Origin of the sequence: Weissella sagaensis, from assembly GCF_005405285.1 — a bacterium.
Taxonomy (GTDB): domain Bacteria; phylum Bacillota; class Bacilli; order Lactobacillales; family Lactobacillaceae; genus Weissella; species Weissella sagaensis.
Map to the genome: position 1 here is coordinate 210,997 of NZ_BJDT01000003.1, position 16,467 is coordinate 227,463.

General features: G+C 34.8%; 17 protein-coding genes and 1 CRISPR repeat array. Of the genes, 1 reads left to right on the top strand and 16 read right to left on the bottom strand.

The window, feature by feature from the left end:
* Positions 1 to 27 precede the first annotated feature (27 nt).
* The 12 genes from glf to FFM55_RS04750 form a co-directional block, all read right to left on the bottom strand.
* Complete coding sequence (glf, locus tag FFM55_RS04695; RefSeq protein ID WP_042494642.1) at positions 28 to 1,206, bottom strand: UDP-galactopyranose mutase; 1,179 nt, start codon at positions 1,204 to 1,206, stop codon at positions 28 to 30.
* 74 nt (positions 1,207 to 1,280) lie between these two features.
* On the bottom strand, positions 1,281 to 2,054 hold the full coding sequence (locus FFM55_RS04700) for a DUF4422 domain-containing protein (protein ID WP_042494640.1): 774 nt from the start codon (positions 2,052 to 2,054) through the stop codon (positions 1,281 to 1,283).
* A 14-nt stretch (positions 2,055 to 2,068) separates the two neighbouring features.
* Complete coding sequence (locus FFM55_RS04705) at positions 2,069 to 3,445, bottom strand: O-antigen ligase family protein (protein WP_137600603.1); 1,377 nt, start codon at positions 3,443 to 3,445, stop codon at positions 2,069 to 2,071.
* Positions 3,446 to 3,458: 13 nt separating this feature from the next.
* Positions 3,459 to 4,094 (bottom strand): YveK family protein, encoded by a 636-nt coding sequence (locus FFM55_RS04710; protein WP_137600604.1) that lies wholly within the window; start codon positions 4,092 to 4,094, stop codon positions 3,459 to 3,461.
* A 114-nt stretch (positions 4,095 to 4,208) separates the two neighbouring features.
* Positions 4,209 to 4,832, bottom strand: a complete 624-nt coding sequence (locus tag FFM55_RS04715; RefSeq protein WP_052348471.1) for a sugar transferase — start codon at positions 4,830 to 4,832, stop codon at positions 4,209 to 4,211.
* Between the two features lie 29 nt (positions 4,833 to 4,861).
* Complete coding sequence (map, locus tag FFM55_RS04720) at positions 4,862 to 5,644, bottom strand: type I methionyl aminopeptidase (protein ID WP_042494633.1); 783 nt, start codon at positions 5,642 to 5,644, stop codon at positions 4,862 to 4,864.
* 178 nt (positions 5,645 to 5,822) lie between these two features.
* On the bottom strand, positions 5,823 to 6,218 hold the full coding sequence (locus FFM55_RS04725; RefSeq protein ID WP_137600605.1) for a hypothetical protein: 396 nt from the start codon (positions 6,216 to 6,218) through the stop codon (positions 5,823 to 5,825).
* The gene (locus FFM55_RS04730; protein WP_137600606.1) at positions 6,134 to 7,234 is read right to left on the bottom strand and encodes a GH25 family lysozyme; all 1,101 of its coding nucleotides are present in this window, start codon (positions 7,232 to 7,234) and stop codon (positions 6,134 to 6,136) included. The genes FFM55_RS04725 and FFM55_RS04730 overlap by 85 nt, the downstream gene beginning before the upstream one ends.
* Positions 7,235 to 7,505: 271 nt before the next feature.
* Entirely contained in the window at positions 7,506 to 8,651 is a 1,146-nt protein-coding gene (locus tag FFM55_RS04735) for a CDP-glycerol glycerophosphotransferase family protein (protein ID WP_081839353.1), read from the bottom strand.
* Positions 8,652 to 8,736: 85 nt separating this feature from the next.
* Positions 8,737 to 10,221: a hypothetical protein gene (locus FFM55_RS04740; protein ID WP_137600607.1), complete on the bottom strand. Its 1,485-nt coding sequence runs from the start codon at positions 10,219 to 10,221 to the stop codon at positions 8,737 to 8,739.
* 90 nt (positions 10,222 to 10,311) lie between these two features.
* The gene (locus tag FFM55_RS04745) at positions 10,312 to 10,644 is read right to left on the bottom strand and encodes a hypothetical protein (RefSeq protein WP_137600608.1); all 333 of its coding nucleotides are present in this window, start codon (positions 10,642 to 10,644) and stop codon (positions 10,312 to 10,314) included.
* A gap of 131 nt (positions 10,645 to 10,775) precedes the next feature.
* A complete protein-coding gene (locus FFM55_RS04750) occupies positions 10,776 to 13,100 on the bottom strand; it encodes a glycoside hydrolase family 31 protein (protein ID WP_137600609.1) in 2,325 nt (774 codons plus the stop codon).
* A 171-nt stretch (positions 13,101 to 13,271) separates the two neighbouring features.
* Between FFM55_RS04750 and FFM55_RS04755 the strand changes: the two genes are divergently transcribed.
* A complete protein-coding gene (locus FFM55_RS04755; RefSeq protein WP_137600610.1) occupies positions 13,272 to 13,601 on the top strand; it encodes a putative quinol monooxygenase in 330 nt (109 codons plus the stop codon).
* Positions 13,602 to 13,679: 78 nt separating this feature from the next.
* On the opposite strand, the gene FFM55_RS04760 is transcribed toward FFM55_RS04755, so the two are convergent.
* The 4 genes from FFM55_RS04760 to FFM55_RS04775 form a co-directional block, all read right to left on the bottom strand.
* On the bottom strand, positions 13,680 to 14,516 hold the full coding sequence (locus tag FFM55_RS04760) for an SDR family NAD(P)-dependent oxidoreductase (protein WP_137600611.1): 837 nt from the start codon (positions 14,514 to 14,516) through the stop codon (positions 13,680 to 13,682).
* Positions 14,517 to 14,536: 20 nt separating this feature from the next.
* Positions 14,537 to 15,271, bottom strand: a complete 735-nt coding sequence (locus FFM55_RS04765; RefSeq protein ID WP_170999656.1) for an alpha/beta hydrolase — start codon at positions 15,269 to 15,271, stop codon at positions 14,537 to 14,539.
* Positions 15,272 to 15,402: 131 nt separating this feature from the next.
* Positions 15,403 to 15,768: direct repeats of the CRISPR family, unit length 36 nt; unit sequence GTATTCGAACCAATTAATCTGACATACATCTAAAGC.
* A gap of 36 nt (positions 15,769 to 15,804) precedes the next feature.
* Positions 15,805 to 16,275 carry a type II-A CRISPR-associated protein Csn2 gene (gene csn2 / locus FFM55_RS04770; protein WP_137600613.1) on the bottom strand — a complete coding sequence of 157 codons (471 nt, stop codon included), beginning with the start codon at positions 16,273 to 16,275 and terminating at the stop codon, positions 15,805 to 15,807.
* A gap of 8 nt (positions 16,276 to 16,283) precedes the next feature.
* Positions 16,284 to 16,467: integrase core domain-containing protein (locus tag FFM55_RS04775; protein WP_170999657.1), on the bottom strand; the 184-nt coding region annotated here is incomplete at its 5' end.

Sequence of the window (16,467 nt, forward strand, 5' to 3'; positions counted from 1 at the left end):
AACCGAAGATGACTGAGTCTAATTACTTTAGTGCTTTTCATCATGTGCAAAATTAAAATCTGCTGGTATATCAAATTCTTTCTTAACAGTATTAAATGCTGCATTGAATACTTGGTCCATATCATAATAACGATATTGACCTAGACGACCACCAAAAATAAATTGTGCTGAATGCTGACGTGCTTCTTTTGCATATTGCTTATACAAATTTGTGTTTTTCTCATCATTAACTGGATAATAAGCTTCCTTTGAACGATCCCATTCTTGTGGGTATTCCTTCGTCACAATAGTGACACCATCATCTGACAAACCATCAAAATGCTTCCATTCCATCACACGCGTGTAAGGTGTTTCTGCATCAGTATAATTAATAACTGAGTTACCTTGGTAGTTATCAACATGCTTCAATTCTGATTCAAAACGAACTGAACGATATTCTAATTCACCAAACTTGTAATCGAAGAATTGATCAATCATTCCGGTATACACAATACGTGGGAATTCAGCAATGTATTCATCTTTGTGATCAAAGAAATCTTCATTGACACGAACATCGATTAAATCATTGTCCAACATCTTTTCAAAGATTTGTGTGTAACCACCTACTGGGATACCTTGGTAACGGTGATTAAAGTAGTTATTATCGTAAATGAAACGAACTGGTAGACGCTTAATAATGAATGCTGGTAGCTCAGTTGCCTTACGTCCCCATTGCTTTTCTGTATAACCCTTAACCAACTTTTGGTAAATATCAGTACCAATCAATGAGATAGCTTGTTCTTCCAAATTACGTGGCTCACGATCACCTAATTCAGCTAGTGCTGCCTTTTTTTGCTCTTCAATCTTAGCTTGTGCTTCAGCAGGTGTCTTAGTTCCCCACATCTCATAGAATGTATTCATATTAAATGGTAGGTTGTATAGTTCACCCTTATAGTTAGCAACAACTTGATTTTGATAACCATTAAATTCAGCAAATTGATTAATATACTCCCAAACTTCTTTATTATCAGTATGGAAGATATGGGCACCAAAGTCATGGACCGTAATACCATGTTCTGTATGTGTATACGTATTACCTGCAATATGTGGACGCTTTTCAACAATTAATGAGCGCTTACCACGCTTTGCTGCTTCATAAGCAAAAATTGCACCAAATGGGCCTGCACCAACAATTAGATAATCATAATTTTTATCGTTTAAAGTCATTTTTATTATCCCCTATTACATCTTTATATAAAATACATTAAATATACTCTATCATAATTTATGATTCCACAACCTTAAAAATGAACCTTTTTGCGACCATTTTTGAAAAATTTTCGTTTCAAAAATTGCGTTCCTTTATCAATCCAATTTGTTTTTTCAGTTGTGATAATCGGATATTCCGCAAATGTTTTTTGTTCCGTGTACAACCAAGTATCCATTAAGCGTTCAGATAGAAAACCAAAAACGCGTTGCTCTTGACCTTCGTACTCACGGTACGGAATACGCTTTTCAACTTCATCTAATACATCAAACATAAATGATGTATATGACTGAAAGTTTTCCTGGTTCATAATACTCATATTAAACAAATGGGCCCGCTTTGATTGTCCCATTGTGATAAATGCCTCGTAATAAGTTGGAAATTTTTCTTTTATCACATCTGCCATCACAAAGTATGGTTCATTCTTATGCGCATTCAAATAATGATTTTTTTGGCTTTCAATATAATAATTACGTTGCTTCGGTAATAACACGTCCACTTTTTTCAGTGCTGTGCGAATTTGTGCTTCTGATAGAATATTATTCAAATCATGACCACCCTTACTACCAAGGTAGCGCCGGTAATGTACTAAACCAATAATATCTTCGTCTTGTAAGTTGTTTTTTGCCCAATACAAAGCTGTTAATTCATTATAAAACGGATTCATTTTTGACATATTTTTCCCAGTATTATCTTTTAAATAACCTGCAGGAATTTGATCTCGTAAATCCGCACCCACCATAATGGGGTAATAAGCCGCCTCATCAGGGATTTGATATGGTTTATGTGTTGCTATCAAAACTTTCATACAATTATATTTCCTTACTTGCTACTAACTTCATCTTCTGCTAAATGAATAACTCGCCAATAGAAAAATAGCATTAATAAAATTGGCCATGATGTCACGTTGGCAGGTGTTACTGCTGCCACTATTAAAATAGCTGCTGTTGTGACAAAAAATGCCTTAATAACAATCCGATAAAACACAATATGTTCAGGATTATTTAATTGTCCCAATGACTTTAAGACGGTCATTGCACGCTTGATCAAGCCAAATAATAACCAAGCACCAGTAGCCATAAATAATAATCCATACCGTGCTAACCAACCAAACACATCATTTAAAATTGGATATGATTGATTTTTATACACTGCCATGTATTCATAATTATTCTTAGACCATTGTGGTAAGTTGTCTACAATGTACGGACCTTCATATCCATAACCTACTCCCAACAATGGATGATGTAACCAGGCACCGATTAGACCAATCGTACCACCTAAACGATTATCAGTGCCACCTTTTTCAAACAGCCACCGATTAAGTAATTCATTAACTGATGGCATTGCAACATATGCAAGCGCACTACCTACCAAGGCTATCATCCCCAAAACAAACAACCACAATTTTTGATTTCTAGGTGCCATTAACCAATACAGCAACGCTAAAATAAAAATAATTAAAAAGCCAGTGGTTGTTTTAGCATAAAGTAAGACTAAAGCAATAAAAATAACAATTAACCAAGATAATATATACAATTTACGATGATTTTTAAACGACTTTATCGGTTCTTGAATAATCATCAATAATAATGGTGCAAATGCTAACCCTAGTAACAATGCCAAAAAAGATGCTTCGGGCTCTAATCCATTTAAACGGAATAATGTGGTCACATAACTACCATTATTATAAAAGTCACGATCTAACCAATGACGCTCAAACAGACTCGCTATAGCATTTGTTATTCGACTAAAGCGTCCAACTCCGAGTAAAAACAGAATTTGTGGCACTAGAACAATAACTGAATAACCAATAATCGTCCAAATAACACTTTTAACAAATTTTTTTGCATCATCAAATGATTGAATCGCCATTTTTTGAACAGTGTAGGCTACCCAAATAACCAAAATCATTTGAATAAAGGATACTAAACTGTGTAATAAACCATATGTTTGCTGACTATTCCCTATTTTCACTGATTGGTAGGCCATCAAACATAACTGTACAACCACAAACACACCCCAAAGACGTAAAGTGGTTGTTTTGGGTAATACCGTGCTTAATAACTGTGGTTGTACATACAATTTACCTAATATATATAATCCAAAAACCGCAATCGCAATTTGAGCAAACGAATCAAAGAAGAAAAATGTATACGTCTTTGGAAGCATTGCAAATGGCATTAACCAAGACATCATATAAAACTCCTTTTTAATTCTTTACTGCTTTCATATTTTTGTAGATGCCGGTAAAGAATGCCAAAACAATTCCCACAGCCAAACCAACAACTAAACCAAACAATGCTGCTTTCTTTGGTGAACCGCCAGAAACAATTGTCGCCGTTTGTGCATTTTTAGCTGATGACATTAATTCTGGTTGTGGCATATCAGCAATTAATTTTGGTGCATTCTTAGCGTATGAATCCGTATAAGCATTCACCATCTTCACTGCTTTAGTGCCCTTATCAATACCAGATATTTTTGCTTTAATTAACAAAGTAGTTTCTGGTGATGATAAGGTTAATGCTTGGCGCAATTGTGCGCCAGTCACCTTAACGTGTTGCTTTTTTAATTGTGCAACAGCAGGGTCAATAATTGTACGATCTTTTCCGATTTCTCGATAAGTTTTTAACATCCAAGCGTTTCCATTAACTTGTGAATTAGGATCCTTAGCATTGCTATCAATCTTACCAACATACATTGTGCGTGTAGCACTAACATTAATTGATGATGGTTGCTTGTTAATAAAGAACATCCCCATTGCACTAATAATGCCTAAGATAATAATCCACCAAGCATTACGAAGCAAATGCTTAAATAAATCGGTAACAGTAAATTGATTATTCATTTCTATTATTCCCTTTTAAACTTAAAATTTCTGATTAAATTTTAATCAGTTAAAAATTAAAACTTATTATTTCTAATTATACAGGAGAAATAATAAGTTTTATAGTTGAATACGCTACATTGCGCCTTCACCCTTAAAAACAGCGATAACTGTCATAAACAAAATTTTGAAATCAAACCATAAGTCAGCTTGATCAACATAGCCAATTTCTAGCTCAGCACGTTCTGGATATTGTATTTCACTCCGCCCACTAGCTTGCCAAAGGCCCATTGCGCCTGGTTTAACTGATAGGAATTTATCAACATCATCCCCATATTCAACCAATTCTTTTTCTACTACTGGACGTGGACCAACAATACTCATCTCGCCATTTAAAATGTTAATAAACTGCGGTAATTCGTCAATAGATGTTTTACGTAAAAAAGCACCAAATTTCGTGATGCGTGGGTCCTCTTCAGTTGGTAATTTATAGCCATTCGCAACGAATTTTGCGTATAAGTCTTTATTTGCATATAATTTTTCTTCAGCACCTACGACCATCGAACGAAACTTATAAATACCGAATTCTTGATGCCCCATACCAACGCGTTTTTGTTGATAAAAAACAGGACCTTTATTATCACCAAATAAATAAAATAATGATATCACTAAGAAAACTGGGGATAAAATGATCAACGCAAATAATGCTACTGAAATATCTAAAAACCGCTTTGAAAAAATATAACTTTTTTCTGACAAATCAAAATCTCCTTTGCAATCAAAAAACATTACAAATACTTTGCATCAAATTCTGAATCTTGTGATGTCAAAATCTTAGGCCCCTCATTTGTAATGGCAATCACATGTTCATATTGCGCTGACCAAGAACCATCCTCTGTTGTAACTGTCCAACCATCTTCTGTCGATGTATTGACTTTCCAGCCACCCAAATTAACCATTGGTTCAATCGTAATCGTCATACCTGGCTTCAAACGCAACCCATGACCAGCTTTCCCATAGTGTGGGATTGCTGGTTCTTCATGCATAGTTGGCTGAATACCGTGACCAACATATTCACGGACATTACCGTAGCCATTTTCTTGCGTCACATATTGATCAATTGCGGCACCAATATCACCGACACGATTACCTACTTGCGCCTGATCAATACCAATATAAAGTGCTTTTTTTGTAACAGCCATTAATTTTTCCACTTGATCAGATACTTGACCAACTGCATATGTCCAGGCTGAATCAGAATAGTAGCCATCAAGGTCGACAACCGTATCAACTTTGACAATGTCACCTTCTTTTAGATACAAATGTTTACGTGGAAAGGCATGTGCCACTTCCTCATTGACCGATACAGTTGTTGCATATTCAAATCCTTCGAACCCGATTTGGGCAGCACGACCACCATGACTTTCAATATAGTGACGACTAAACTTTTCAATCTCCCATGTTGAAATACCTGGTTTGATTAAATTCCGAAGTCCTTTATGCATACCTGCAATAATAGCACCAGATTTCTTCATCCCTTCGATTTCTCGTTGTGATTTTATTGTAATCATTTATCTATAACCTGCTTTTCTTAATTCAGTTTAATTACTTGTATTATACGCTTACTTGTACAATTGTTGCTAATTTTTACATTATCTTATAAAAAAAGATTGAGACAAAAAGATGCCCCAACCTTTTGTATTATACTAAATTAAAATTCAACTTAAATATATCATTAAATTGATATTCTTAACGCAAATAAAATGTATTATCATTACCGAAATAATACCAGTGGCCATTTATTTTTCGATGACCTTGTACAGCACGGCCATCTGATCCCACATAATAGCGGTAACCCCAAGCACTCTTCCATTTATTTTCTTGACGAACACCTTTTTCAAACCAGTAGTAAGCACCCATGTAAAATCTAAATCCTGTAAATAATTGATTATTTTCAAACCAGCGCCATCCCTGCGGGGTATCCAAATATCCTTGGCGCTTGGTATTAACTTTAGTTAAAACACCTTGTTCATTCGCTAGAAAATGTTGCTTATTGATGGTTACTTTTTGATTTGTTTGTAGATAAAACGTCCCATTATCACCAAAGTAATATTGCTTTTGATTAATAGTTTGTAATCCCTGCACAGCTCGTCCATCAAAGCCAACATAATAGCGATTACCCCAGGCACTTTCCCATTGATTGACTTGACGAACACCATTTTTAAACCAATAATAAGCACCCCTATAAAACCTAAATCCTGTGAAAAGGCGTCCTTTTTCATACCAACGCCATGCCGTACCATCATCAATGTATCCTTGATAATGAGTCGATTCTTTTTTTCAACTGGTTTAGTTGGCAAAACTGGTTTTGGCTGCGTCTCATGCTCATTATTTTGTATTGCATCATTCACGTTAGTTGTCGTTGCCTGTTCTTCTAAGAATTGTGAACCATAGTCAACAGATACATCAAATACGCCTGTTACGCCTGGAAAATTCGTATTAGAATTCCATTGCCACGCACCATATTGTTGATGCCATAAATTATCACTAGTCGGATTATAAGGATACGAAGCCATCCATATATTGCGATTACCAAATAAATTCACGTCTAATTGGATTTGCGAAATGTAGTATGGCGCTGTATACAACATTTGACGCTGATAGCCAAGTGCTGTTAAACGATTACGAAACGCCAAAGCATTATTTGTAACATTTCCTGCCTGTGTCTGTGAATCTTCTAAATCATTTGCTAAAACAGTTGTGGTTGGCAGACCCAGCTTTTGAACTTGATTCGCAAAATAATCGGCTTCTTGATATGCTTCCTGTGGTGAGCGATATTTGGCATAGTGATAAGCTAAAACAATTAATCCTGCAGCGCGCGCATTTGAAATCTGAGTTGCTGCCACTGGACTAACATAATAATTTCCTTCAGTTAGCTTAATAATCACTCCCCGCACACCATGCGCCTTCATTTTTTGAAAATCAGTTACTGATAGTGTTTTATTCCACGACGACACATCAACCAAATCCATTCGTGGTTTGTTTGCTTCGCCTGCTGTGATGTTGGGGACACTATTTGCCGTCACATCATTTGTAGATAATGCATACATGCCAACTATACTAGTTGCGGCAATCATCACGATTTTTTTTAAGTTATTCATATTTTCACCTTAATCATTTAACATAATTAATTTGCTGCTTTCGTTAGGATAATAAAATCAGCACTGTGCACAAGCGCTTTTTTAGAATACTACATCGGGTGAGTCGTATATGAATAACTTTTTCTGTTTCATTAAATTTTTAGTCAATATTCCAGTTGTATTTGAGATTTAACATATTTTCCAAAAAAAATTTGCTTTTTTACATAAATAAATTTAGATAACCGTCATAAAAAAAGAGTCTGAATTTACGAAAAATTCAGACTCTATCCTATTACAGAAACGTCATCAAAATATTCTTCAATGCTGCTGCTGCTTCATCCCCATCATGAGGATTATATTTTTTAGTAAGCTCTTGTAAAAGATGATAATCATAATCATCCTCTTGGAGCAATTGCATCAATTCAACTTCTGAGTAAGCAACCGGTAAATTCAAATCTTTTTTTGCATCTAGATAAATGCCCCGACGCGCACAGTACTCACTAACATCTGGCTGGAATAAATAAATTTTTTTCCCATACACTGAAAAATCAAAAAAGACACTTGAAAAATCGGTAATCAACGTATCAGCAATCATAAATAGCTTGTACAAGGAATAATTTTCTGCAGTAATAATCTGTCCTTGTTTCATACCATCGGTAAAGTAATGCCCACGATAAATGACTGTATAGTTTTCGGATAATTTAGCCAACGTTGCTTGTGTTAAATTAGTTTGTTCTTTTGCATCATACCCTCTAAAAGTCGGTAAATACAATAACACTGGTTTATCAGACTTAATGCCTAGCTGATACTTAATTCTTGCTGGTGTAATATTTTGTTCATACCGTTTAACAATATTTTTACGCAGCTGCCCTTGGGTTACAAATTGCTTGGTTCTAGGAAATACTTCTCTGAACTTCGCTAAATCATAATCACTATACGTAAACATGAAGTCAAATTGCACATGATCATACCAATACTGTACTAACTTAGATAACCCGACTTCTGAATGGCCTAACGCTTTAAGTGGGACACCATGCCAAAACTGAATATAAATATGTTCCTTATGTTCAAACGGTATTAAACGATCAATACTCGAATTAGCAATCCAATATTTGGATTTTAACAAATGATAGAAAAAAGTTGGTGAATTAGATGATATTTTCCGACCTAATTCTGGTTGTTTATACAACTTTGGTTTATTAAGTGCCCAGACCAACTCATAGTCCGCAAAATCCGGATCAGTACGTAACATGTTATACGCCTCTTTGGGCGTGTCTGAATATTGTCGTCCACTATATGAGATGAATAATATCTGTTTTTCATTTGGTTTGATAAATAATTGTAAGAATTTAACCAATATCAAAGTGCCCGTCAGATAGCTCATTCCAAAAAAGGACGAATTTTTAATACGATTCTTTATTTTTTGTGCTCGACCCATTCTATTACCATGTACCCTTAATTTAGTTACTTTAAGTGTAACAAAAATATGTTGCCATCATGTCACAAATTTCACATTTTCTAACTTATTTTGTTTCTTGCATCACTTCTGAACCACGATTAACAATCAAATAAGCATTTCCTTGATTATCCCAACCTTGTGATTCAAATTCACGCGTGCTGTAAACTTTCGTATAAACACCACTACTGATGTCAGCCTGTTTTAAAGTACCATTGGGCCATTTATCAGCTGGTAGCGCATAATAAATACCATCAGTTAGATAAAAAAGTTGTCTTGTTTGATTCTTAGTTGCTAAAAATTGACCAAAATAACCTGGTTTTTGACGTACAACAGTATTTGATATGGCCATATAAAATCGACCATTCTTAATACGGCCATGGTATAACATCAAATCGCCTGCTTTCACATTTTTAGCTGCTAATTGCCGTTTTGTCTTATCTGAAACCATACCTACCATTGCAACATTTCCTTGATCATCAATGCTTAAATTATGTTCACCATGAAATGATTGTTTATTTTTCTTATCCTTAAAAATAAATTTGTGTCGTTCACTCGGATACAATGTTTTTAAATCAACTTGTATTAACTGTTGCTGTCTTGATTTTTTAGTTAGTGATACTAGCCATAGCTGTTTTTGCTGTTGATTGAATGACACAGCTTGACCATGTCCCATGTAAAACTCAGGACCGATAACAATTGTTTGTAATAGTTGCTCGTCTGCCGTCGTTGCAAATTTATGATCATTGATTTTTTGTTCCAACTGACGTAAATTATCACTACCATTTTGCCAAATACCTAGTTCTTTAAGTCTTTTAACATCATAGCGAACAATTCGACCATAACTTTTATGTGCTTGCGATTCATACATAACATATAAATATTGTCCATTCATTACACTGCCCTGTGGTAGTTGCCAATTAACTAACTTCGTTGATTCTGTTGGTAACAATAATGCTGTTTGGAAGCCTTTAATCTCATTATTTACTGAACGATCATTTTCTTTAAAAGTTGTCACATTACGATGACTGGCAATGTAGCGTGGTTTCTTTAAATATGACAACCCCGTCTTAGGTGCTTGAACAACCTGATATTTTTTGGGCTCGATACGACTATTTTGAAAAACATTTCCCCAGTCACTGGTTTTAATCTTAGTGTTAGGTTTACTTAAAACTCGCCATTTCGTGGGTGTAACACGTGAAGGTCTTACGACTGATGCACCACTTTGGTCTTGTAATTCCATTGTGATTTGATCTTGTGCTTTCAATTTCCTACTCAATTGCGCTTCAAATGGTTGGTTCAACATAATATCAGTATTTAATAACGTTTCTTGTTTATTTTTTACAACAAGACGATAGACCCTGGATTCTGATGATTGTGAATCCGTAATAGTCCCTTTAATCTCCTTGTTACCAGTTTGCATCTGCACGTTCTGTTTTAAGTTAACAGTTGTTAGGCTATCATTTGTTTGCCCATAAATTGTATGAACTGCTACCTGACTACTCATTATGACAACAATCAGCATCAGCACCAATTTTTTAAATAACATCATGGTCGCTTTCCTTCCATTTATCGTATAAAACAAAAATTATGAACTTCATTTTTACATGTCGTCCATAATTTATTGTCATTTTGCTTAATATTACATATCTTTACGAATTAATGCACGTTTAATCGCTTTTTTACTTACTTTAAACGGTTGATTGTCAATGCTATCTAAGGGCATAACCATCACAATTGCTGGACTAACATCACATACTAAATAATTCATATCTGAACGTAATATTTGATTATTGGTCAATTCAATTGTTTGACTAACAGTAAACACATCATGCACCATGAGCTTTTTTGATTGCTGATGATTAATAAAATGTCTACTTAAAAAACGAATTATCCAAAATATCATGGCAAATTTGGCCGATGATTGTAATTGATTTGATTGTTTGATAACGATGCGTCGATTGCTTTTCTGCATTAAAGATTGTCCTTCTTATCTATCTACTAACCACTAAAATTTAAATCATACATTATAAATATACCATACATCTCCAAGACACCTGCTTAATAAAAAAGATGAAACAGTTTCCTATTCCATCTTTCATTGGATTAATGATGTGTTTGCAATATCATTGCGTATTCGATAACCATTGCTTGTAGACTTTCATCCTGTAAAGTTTGTGCGTATGTTGCTAATTTCATCGGCGTTACTTGTGGATTATCAATCTTCTTTAAAATCTCACGTTTCTCTTCATACGCTATCTCAGCACCTTGTAATTGTGTGATTAATTGTTGACGTGCCCGCGCTACTTGTCGATTATCAGCTTGCACGCTAACTATTTTTTCATCACTACCCATTAATAGCAATTCATAACTATCATCTACTGTAAACGCATGGCCCTTAAATCTATATTGACGATCATTAGGTACAATCTTGTTCGGATCATCAACAATCGTCTTAAAGTGCCCATCAATTATAGCTATATCTGTTTTGGCAATTGCATGACCAACATGTTCATACATCGTATATGTATTATTAGCATTACCATAAACATGAATTTCGATTTCTACAGGTAATTCGTCGATTTGTTGCATTGGATCAGCTACCATTGGTACAATTGCACCAACTTTAGCAAGTACTGGAATATTCGCCAAAGTACGTGACATTTTAATAGTTGTTGCGCCACTCTTATACTGACCAACTAAAATAGTACTTGAAGCAAGTGGCTGATTATCAATTTCATCGCCTTGATAAAGGATATCACTGAAGATATCCATCCATTGTCCCTCAGGTAACCAAACATCTACGGTTCCAGTATTACTTATCTTATTTTGTGGTGTCGTAATTGGTGCAACCATTAATTGGCTACCAAACATGTATTGATTTTTATACAAATAACTTTCTGTATTATCTGGATATTGATAGTACATCGGTTCTACTAGTGCCCTATTATGCAAATTTGTTATAATATTAGCACTATCTAAATAGGGTATTAATTTACCACGCAAACGTAGATAGTTATCCATGTATTGACGAACATCTTCGCGGAACTTCCAAGGCTCTTTACCAGAAAATGGATTATCTGAACTATGCAATCGATTAATTGGACTAAAAACACCATATTGAATCCAACGAAGTGCTAATTCAACATCAAAACTTCCTTTCATATGGCCCCCAATATCATGGCTCCACCATGTATAACCAATATTCGTTGCCATGCTAGTGAAATATGGTTGGAAATTCAATGAAGCCCATGTAATAAAGGTATCCCCTGAAAAACCAATTGGATAACGATGTGACCCTGGTCCTGCATAACGTGATAAGATAAGCCCCTCGCCATCATGTGATTGCGCATTATCAAGATAATGATAATGATTCAAATTCCAAAGTGGCTCTACTTTTTCTTTATTACGACTTGTCCCTTGTTGCCAATCCATCCACCAAAAATCAATCCCCTGTTTCTCTAATGGGTGATGTACCTTTTCAAAATAAGCCTTTCTAAACTTTATATTGTCTAAATCAAAGGGAGCTGATTCTTCATGTTCGATATCTAAACCTAAATACTTCGCAACAGCAGGATAACTATCTTCAAAAGCCCTAATACCACCAGCTGGGTGTGTATTAATTGTCACATGGCGATGTTGCTTTTTTAGTTCAGCCAAAAAGCCATCCGGATCTGGGAATAGATTTCTATCCCAAGAATATCCAGTCCAAGTACTACCAAAACGTGACGGAACGTCTGTCGTACGATGCCAATCCATATCAATAACTGACACGTTAATTGGTACTCGTTCTTTATCAAAGTCGTCCATCAATTTTAAATACTCATCTTGTGTATACTTATAGTAACGACTCCACCAATTACCTAATGCAAAACGCGGTAAAATTGGTGTTTTACCACTCAATTTATAAAAATCGGCTAAAGCTTCTCGATACTCACGCCCGTATGCAAAAAAATACCCATCAACTTGTTCTGTCACGCGCTGTGTAAATTCATTATCTGCAATTGCAAATGATTCGGTGTCGTCTAAATAAGCATACCCGTTTCGACTCATAATACCAGTATCTACTGCTATTTCTCCATCTGCATGGTCTAACGTTGCAAAAGTACCACCTAAATTGCCATCTTCATCTTCACCAAAATACCAACGACTATCATGCAGTGTATATTGATATTTAGCATCAATCCATAAGTTACTTGACGCAAACTCACCACCATCATAATACAAGTGAAAATATTTTGTTTCTATTTCTAATAAATGGCCATCATTATGCTCTTTTAACGTATAATTAACATCCCCAAATATACGATTTTGGACTAACTGTGTTTGCCGATCTTCAAAACGGCCATCTTGTGCATACTCCAACCGAATTAGTCGATCTGTTAACAAGGTAAACCGATATGTCTCACCTTGAATGAAATTATGTGCCATTAAAAATGCTCCCCTTTACTAAATTGTCTTGCTTCACAACGCTCCCAAAATAAGGGTAAACGTTTTCATTTTAAAAAACAAGCATTTCGAATTCGTAGTACTACGCTTCTTTTACATCTTCATCCATAAAAGCTATATAATATAGTTAAAAAAATGAGAGGCATTCTTCCAATGAGTTTAACTGTAAATCTATACTATACTGGCAAAGATGGCAGCGCCAAGAGATTTGTTGATGAGATGATTAATAGCGGTGTTGTTGCGAAAATACGTCAAGAGCCTGGGAATTTAAAGTATCATTATTTCCAATCATTATCAGACCCTGAAACAATTTTACTGATTGATAGCTGGGAAAATCAGACGGCTTTAGATAAACATCATCAATCGTCTATGATGAAAGATATTGCTAAACTTCGTGATAAATATGATCTACATATGCATGTTGAGCGTTATCGTGAAGATGATGCATCAAATGATACCGATAGCGACTTCATTCGTCAATAATATAAAATGAGGCGCTTCACTGAAATGTGATAGCGCCTCATTTTTGTTATTAATTATTTTTAATATCTATCGTTACCTTTACAAATTTAGCAAAGTCATCGTTTTATCCCACAATTTCTCTTGCAACACAACATCATTGACTTGTGGATTTACCTTATTAGACAATTTTTGCTTACTATAATATTGACCTGATTGCCACGTAACGTCTGGTGTGCCTTCAATAAAATAGCACAATGTCTTACCACCAGTCTCAGCACTTGGTAAGACTAGTTTACCCAAAGCTGATTGATAAATTTGACGCCAATTTTTTTGACCATTAGAAAAATTAGTTCTAATAACACCTGGATGAAATGCCACTGTCTTTAATCCTTGATCATGATAACGACGCTGTAATTCCTTAGTAAACAATAAGTCAGCTAACTTCGAATCCCCATATGCTTTACTAGCATTGTATTTACCATCGTTATTGTTCAAATTATCTAAATCAATGTGCCCATACAACTTATGCGCAATACTTGATGTATTGATAACCACTGCTTGTTGCTGATTAAGTTGTGGCAACAATAAATTAGTTAGTAAAAACTGGGCTAAATAATTTATTTGAATTGTACGTTCAAAGGCATCTTCAGTCAGTGCAAAGTCATCAAACAGCCCACCAGCATTATTAACCAAAATGTCGATTGGTTCATCACCTAAAGTATGCTTTAACATATCAGCTAAATGACGCACTTGCGCTAACTTTGCAAAATCGGCGATAAAATATGGTGCTTGTACTTCCTTTGCAACTGCTGCCGTCTTATCACGATTACGTCCAACTAAATATAGATTATAATTTTCATTATTGGCTAACTGCCTGGCCGCGGCTGCACCAATACCATCTGATGCACCAGTAATAATCACATTTTTCTTAGACATATAAAACAGTTCCCCCTTCGCTACGCTTGATCAATAATTTCTAAAATTTGTTGTATTGCTGGATCCCAGACTCCCCACTCATGTGCACCAGGTACTTCCAAAAATTCATGGGTGAGTCCTTGTTTCTTAATTTGTTGGTCCAGTGTCTGATTCATGGCATAAAATGGATCTTCTACCCCACAAAGTTGCCAAATTGCAGGTGCATTCGTGGTTTGTTGAGAGATTAAATAGGCAATATCATTATCTGATTCAATTACCTGTTCAGGTGACCCAAATAAACGACGATACCAACCATCACGTTCCGGCTTATTTTGCCAACTTCTCACGATATCAGGCATCGCTGATAGCGCAAAAATTTGTTTAAACTGGTTCGGATGCGTTAAACCGACTTTTAATGCACCAAAACCACCCATTGATACACCAGCAACATAACATTTATCTGGATCAGTTGGCAAATTAAACCATTGTCGACAACATTGTAATACTTCATCAGCAATGTAATCAAAATACTGACTACCACCTACTATGTTTGTATAATAACTTCGGTCAGCTCGTGGCATGATAATTGTAATTTGCGTTTTGCTAACATATGAAACCAAGCGTGTTTGATCTATCCATGAGTTTTCATCATCATGTAGACCATGTAGTAATAACAATATTTTACCCGTGCCTTTTGGTTGATTAGGTAAAATCACATTAACTCGTGTATTCATCTGTAATTTTTCTGAATAAAACTCAAGTCGATTAATTGCCATATTATTCCCCTTTGGCATCATTCTATCATATTAAAAAAAGCTATTGTCAATCGTTACATGACAATAGCTTTTGATAGTTATACGTGCCCTACTATTATTTCAACTTTTGCTTTCACTAATTAATGAAAACAATATTCGAACCAATTAATCTGACATACATCTAAAGCAGACGCCTAGTTACACTTTGGACGACTTAAGTATTCGAACCAATTAATCTGACATACATCTAAAGCCAAAGCAGTTGCAAGGTAGAAGCTCATAGTGTATTCGAACCAATTAATCTGACATACATCTAAAGCATCTTCATCATCATTCAATAAGTTAAAAATGTATTCGAACCAATTAATCTGACATACATCTAAAGCTGATGATTTTGATGATTACGATTTTAATGAGTATTCGAACCAATTAATCTGACATACATCTAAAGCAACCTGCTTAGCTTCAATTGGAATAGCAATGTATTCGAACCAATTAATCTGACATACATCTAAAGCAGAACGCATGTTCGTATTATAAAAACGTAAATCTTATTACTTTAGGTCATCACTCCTAAAATCAACAAAATCACCATCTATAAAGTACGTCACTACATCATCTGTAGTAATTTCATGAATTGCACTTGAAAGCGTCAAACTAACTAGTAATATCGAAACATTTTTTATTTTAGCTTCATTTGCTAATAATATAATTTGCTCATCAGACAAATAATATCTAGCATTGATAAACACATATAAACTGCTATCGGATAACCGATTAGCAATATCTATAATATACTCAATTATATCATAAACTGATTCACATTTTAAATTTTCAATTGATAAATCTAAATATTTTAGTAACTTAAGTACATCAAAATTTTCAGTAATTCTAAAAGGTAAATCATTATCAAAAATAACCTGTAATATATTATTTTTTATTGAAAAATCCGCAGTCTGTAATTGTTGCATTAAATCATTATCACAATGTCTGACCAATATTGCTCCTATGTCAATAAATGGCACATATTTTTCTAAACACTCGTTCTAATTCTGTCGGAATTAAACCAACTGATGTAATTTGAGGTTCGGATTACCAAGTCCTCAAAATTGGAAAAAGTTGTTTGAAAGGCAAACTCTCTCTTCAACAATGAGTGAAAAGCTTCAATTGGCCCATTATCATAAGGATAACCTTGTTTTGAGTATGAGTGGCTAATC

Bases quoted from the DNA above. Each gene is read 5' to 3' on its own strand.
- FFM55_RS04710 (WP_137600604.1), bottom strand. From the start codon at position 4,094: ATGAATAATCAATTTACTGTTACCGATTTATTTAAGCATTTGCTTCGT.
- FFM55_RS04765 (WP_170999656.1), bottom strand. From the start codon at position 15,271: ATGGCAATTAATCGACTTGAGTTTTATTCAGAAAAATTACAGATGAAT.
- FFM55_RS04755 (WP_137600610.1), top strand. From the start codon at position 13,272: ATGAGTTTAACTGTAAATCTATACTATACTGGCAAAGATGGCAGCGCC.
- FFM55_RS04705 (WP_137600603.1), bottom strand. From the start codon at position 3,445: ATGATGTCTTGGTTAATGCCATTTGCAATGCTTCCAAAGACGTATACA.
- FFM55_RS04735 (WP_081839353.1), bottom strand. From the start codon at position 8,651: ATGGGTCGAGCACAAAAAATAAAGAATCGTATTAAAAATTCGTCCTTT.
- FFM55_RS04740 (WP_137600607.1), bottom strand. From the start codon at position 10,221: ATGATGTTATTTAAAAAATTGGTGCTGATGCTGATTGTTGTCATAATG.
- FFM55_RS04730 (WP_137600606.1), bottom strand. From the start codon at position 7,234: ATGAATAACTTAAAAAAAATCGTGATGATTGCCGCAACTAGTATAGTT.
- FFM55_RS04750 (WP_137600609.1), bottom strand. From the start codon at position 13,100: ATGGCACATAATTTCATTCAAGGTGAGACATATCGGTTTACCTTGTTA.
- FFM55_RS04760 (WP_137600611.1), bottom strand. From the start codon at position 14,516: ATGTCTAAGAAAAATGTGATTATTACTGGTGCATCAGATGGTATTGGT.
- FFM55_RS04745 (WP_137600608.1), bottom strand. From the start codon at position 10,644: ATGCAGAAAAGCAATCGACGCATCGTTATCAAACAATCAAATCAATTA.
- FFM55_RS04700 (WP_042494640.1), bottom strand. From the start codon at position 2,054: ATGAAAGTTTTGATAGCAACACATAAACCATATCAAATCCCTGATGAG.
- map (WP_042494633.1), bottom strand. From the start codon at position 5,644: ATGATTACAATAAAATCACAACGAGAAATCGAAGGGATGAAGAAATCT.
- glf (WP_042494642.1), bottom strand. From the start codon at position 1,206: ATGACTTTAAACGATAAAAATTATGATTATCTAATTGTTGGTGCAGGC.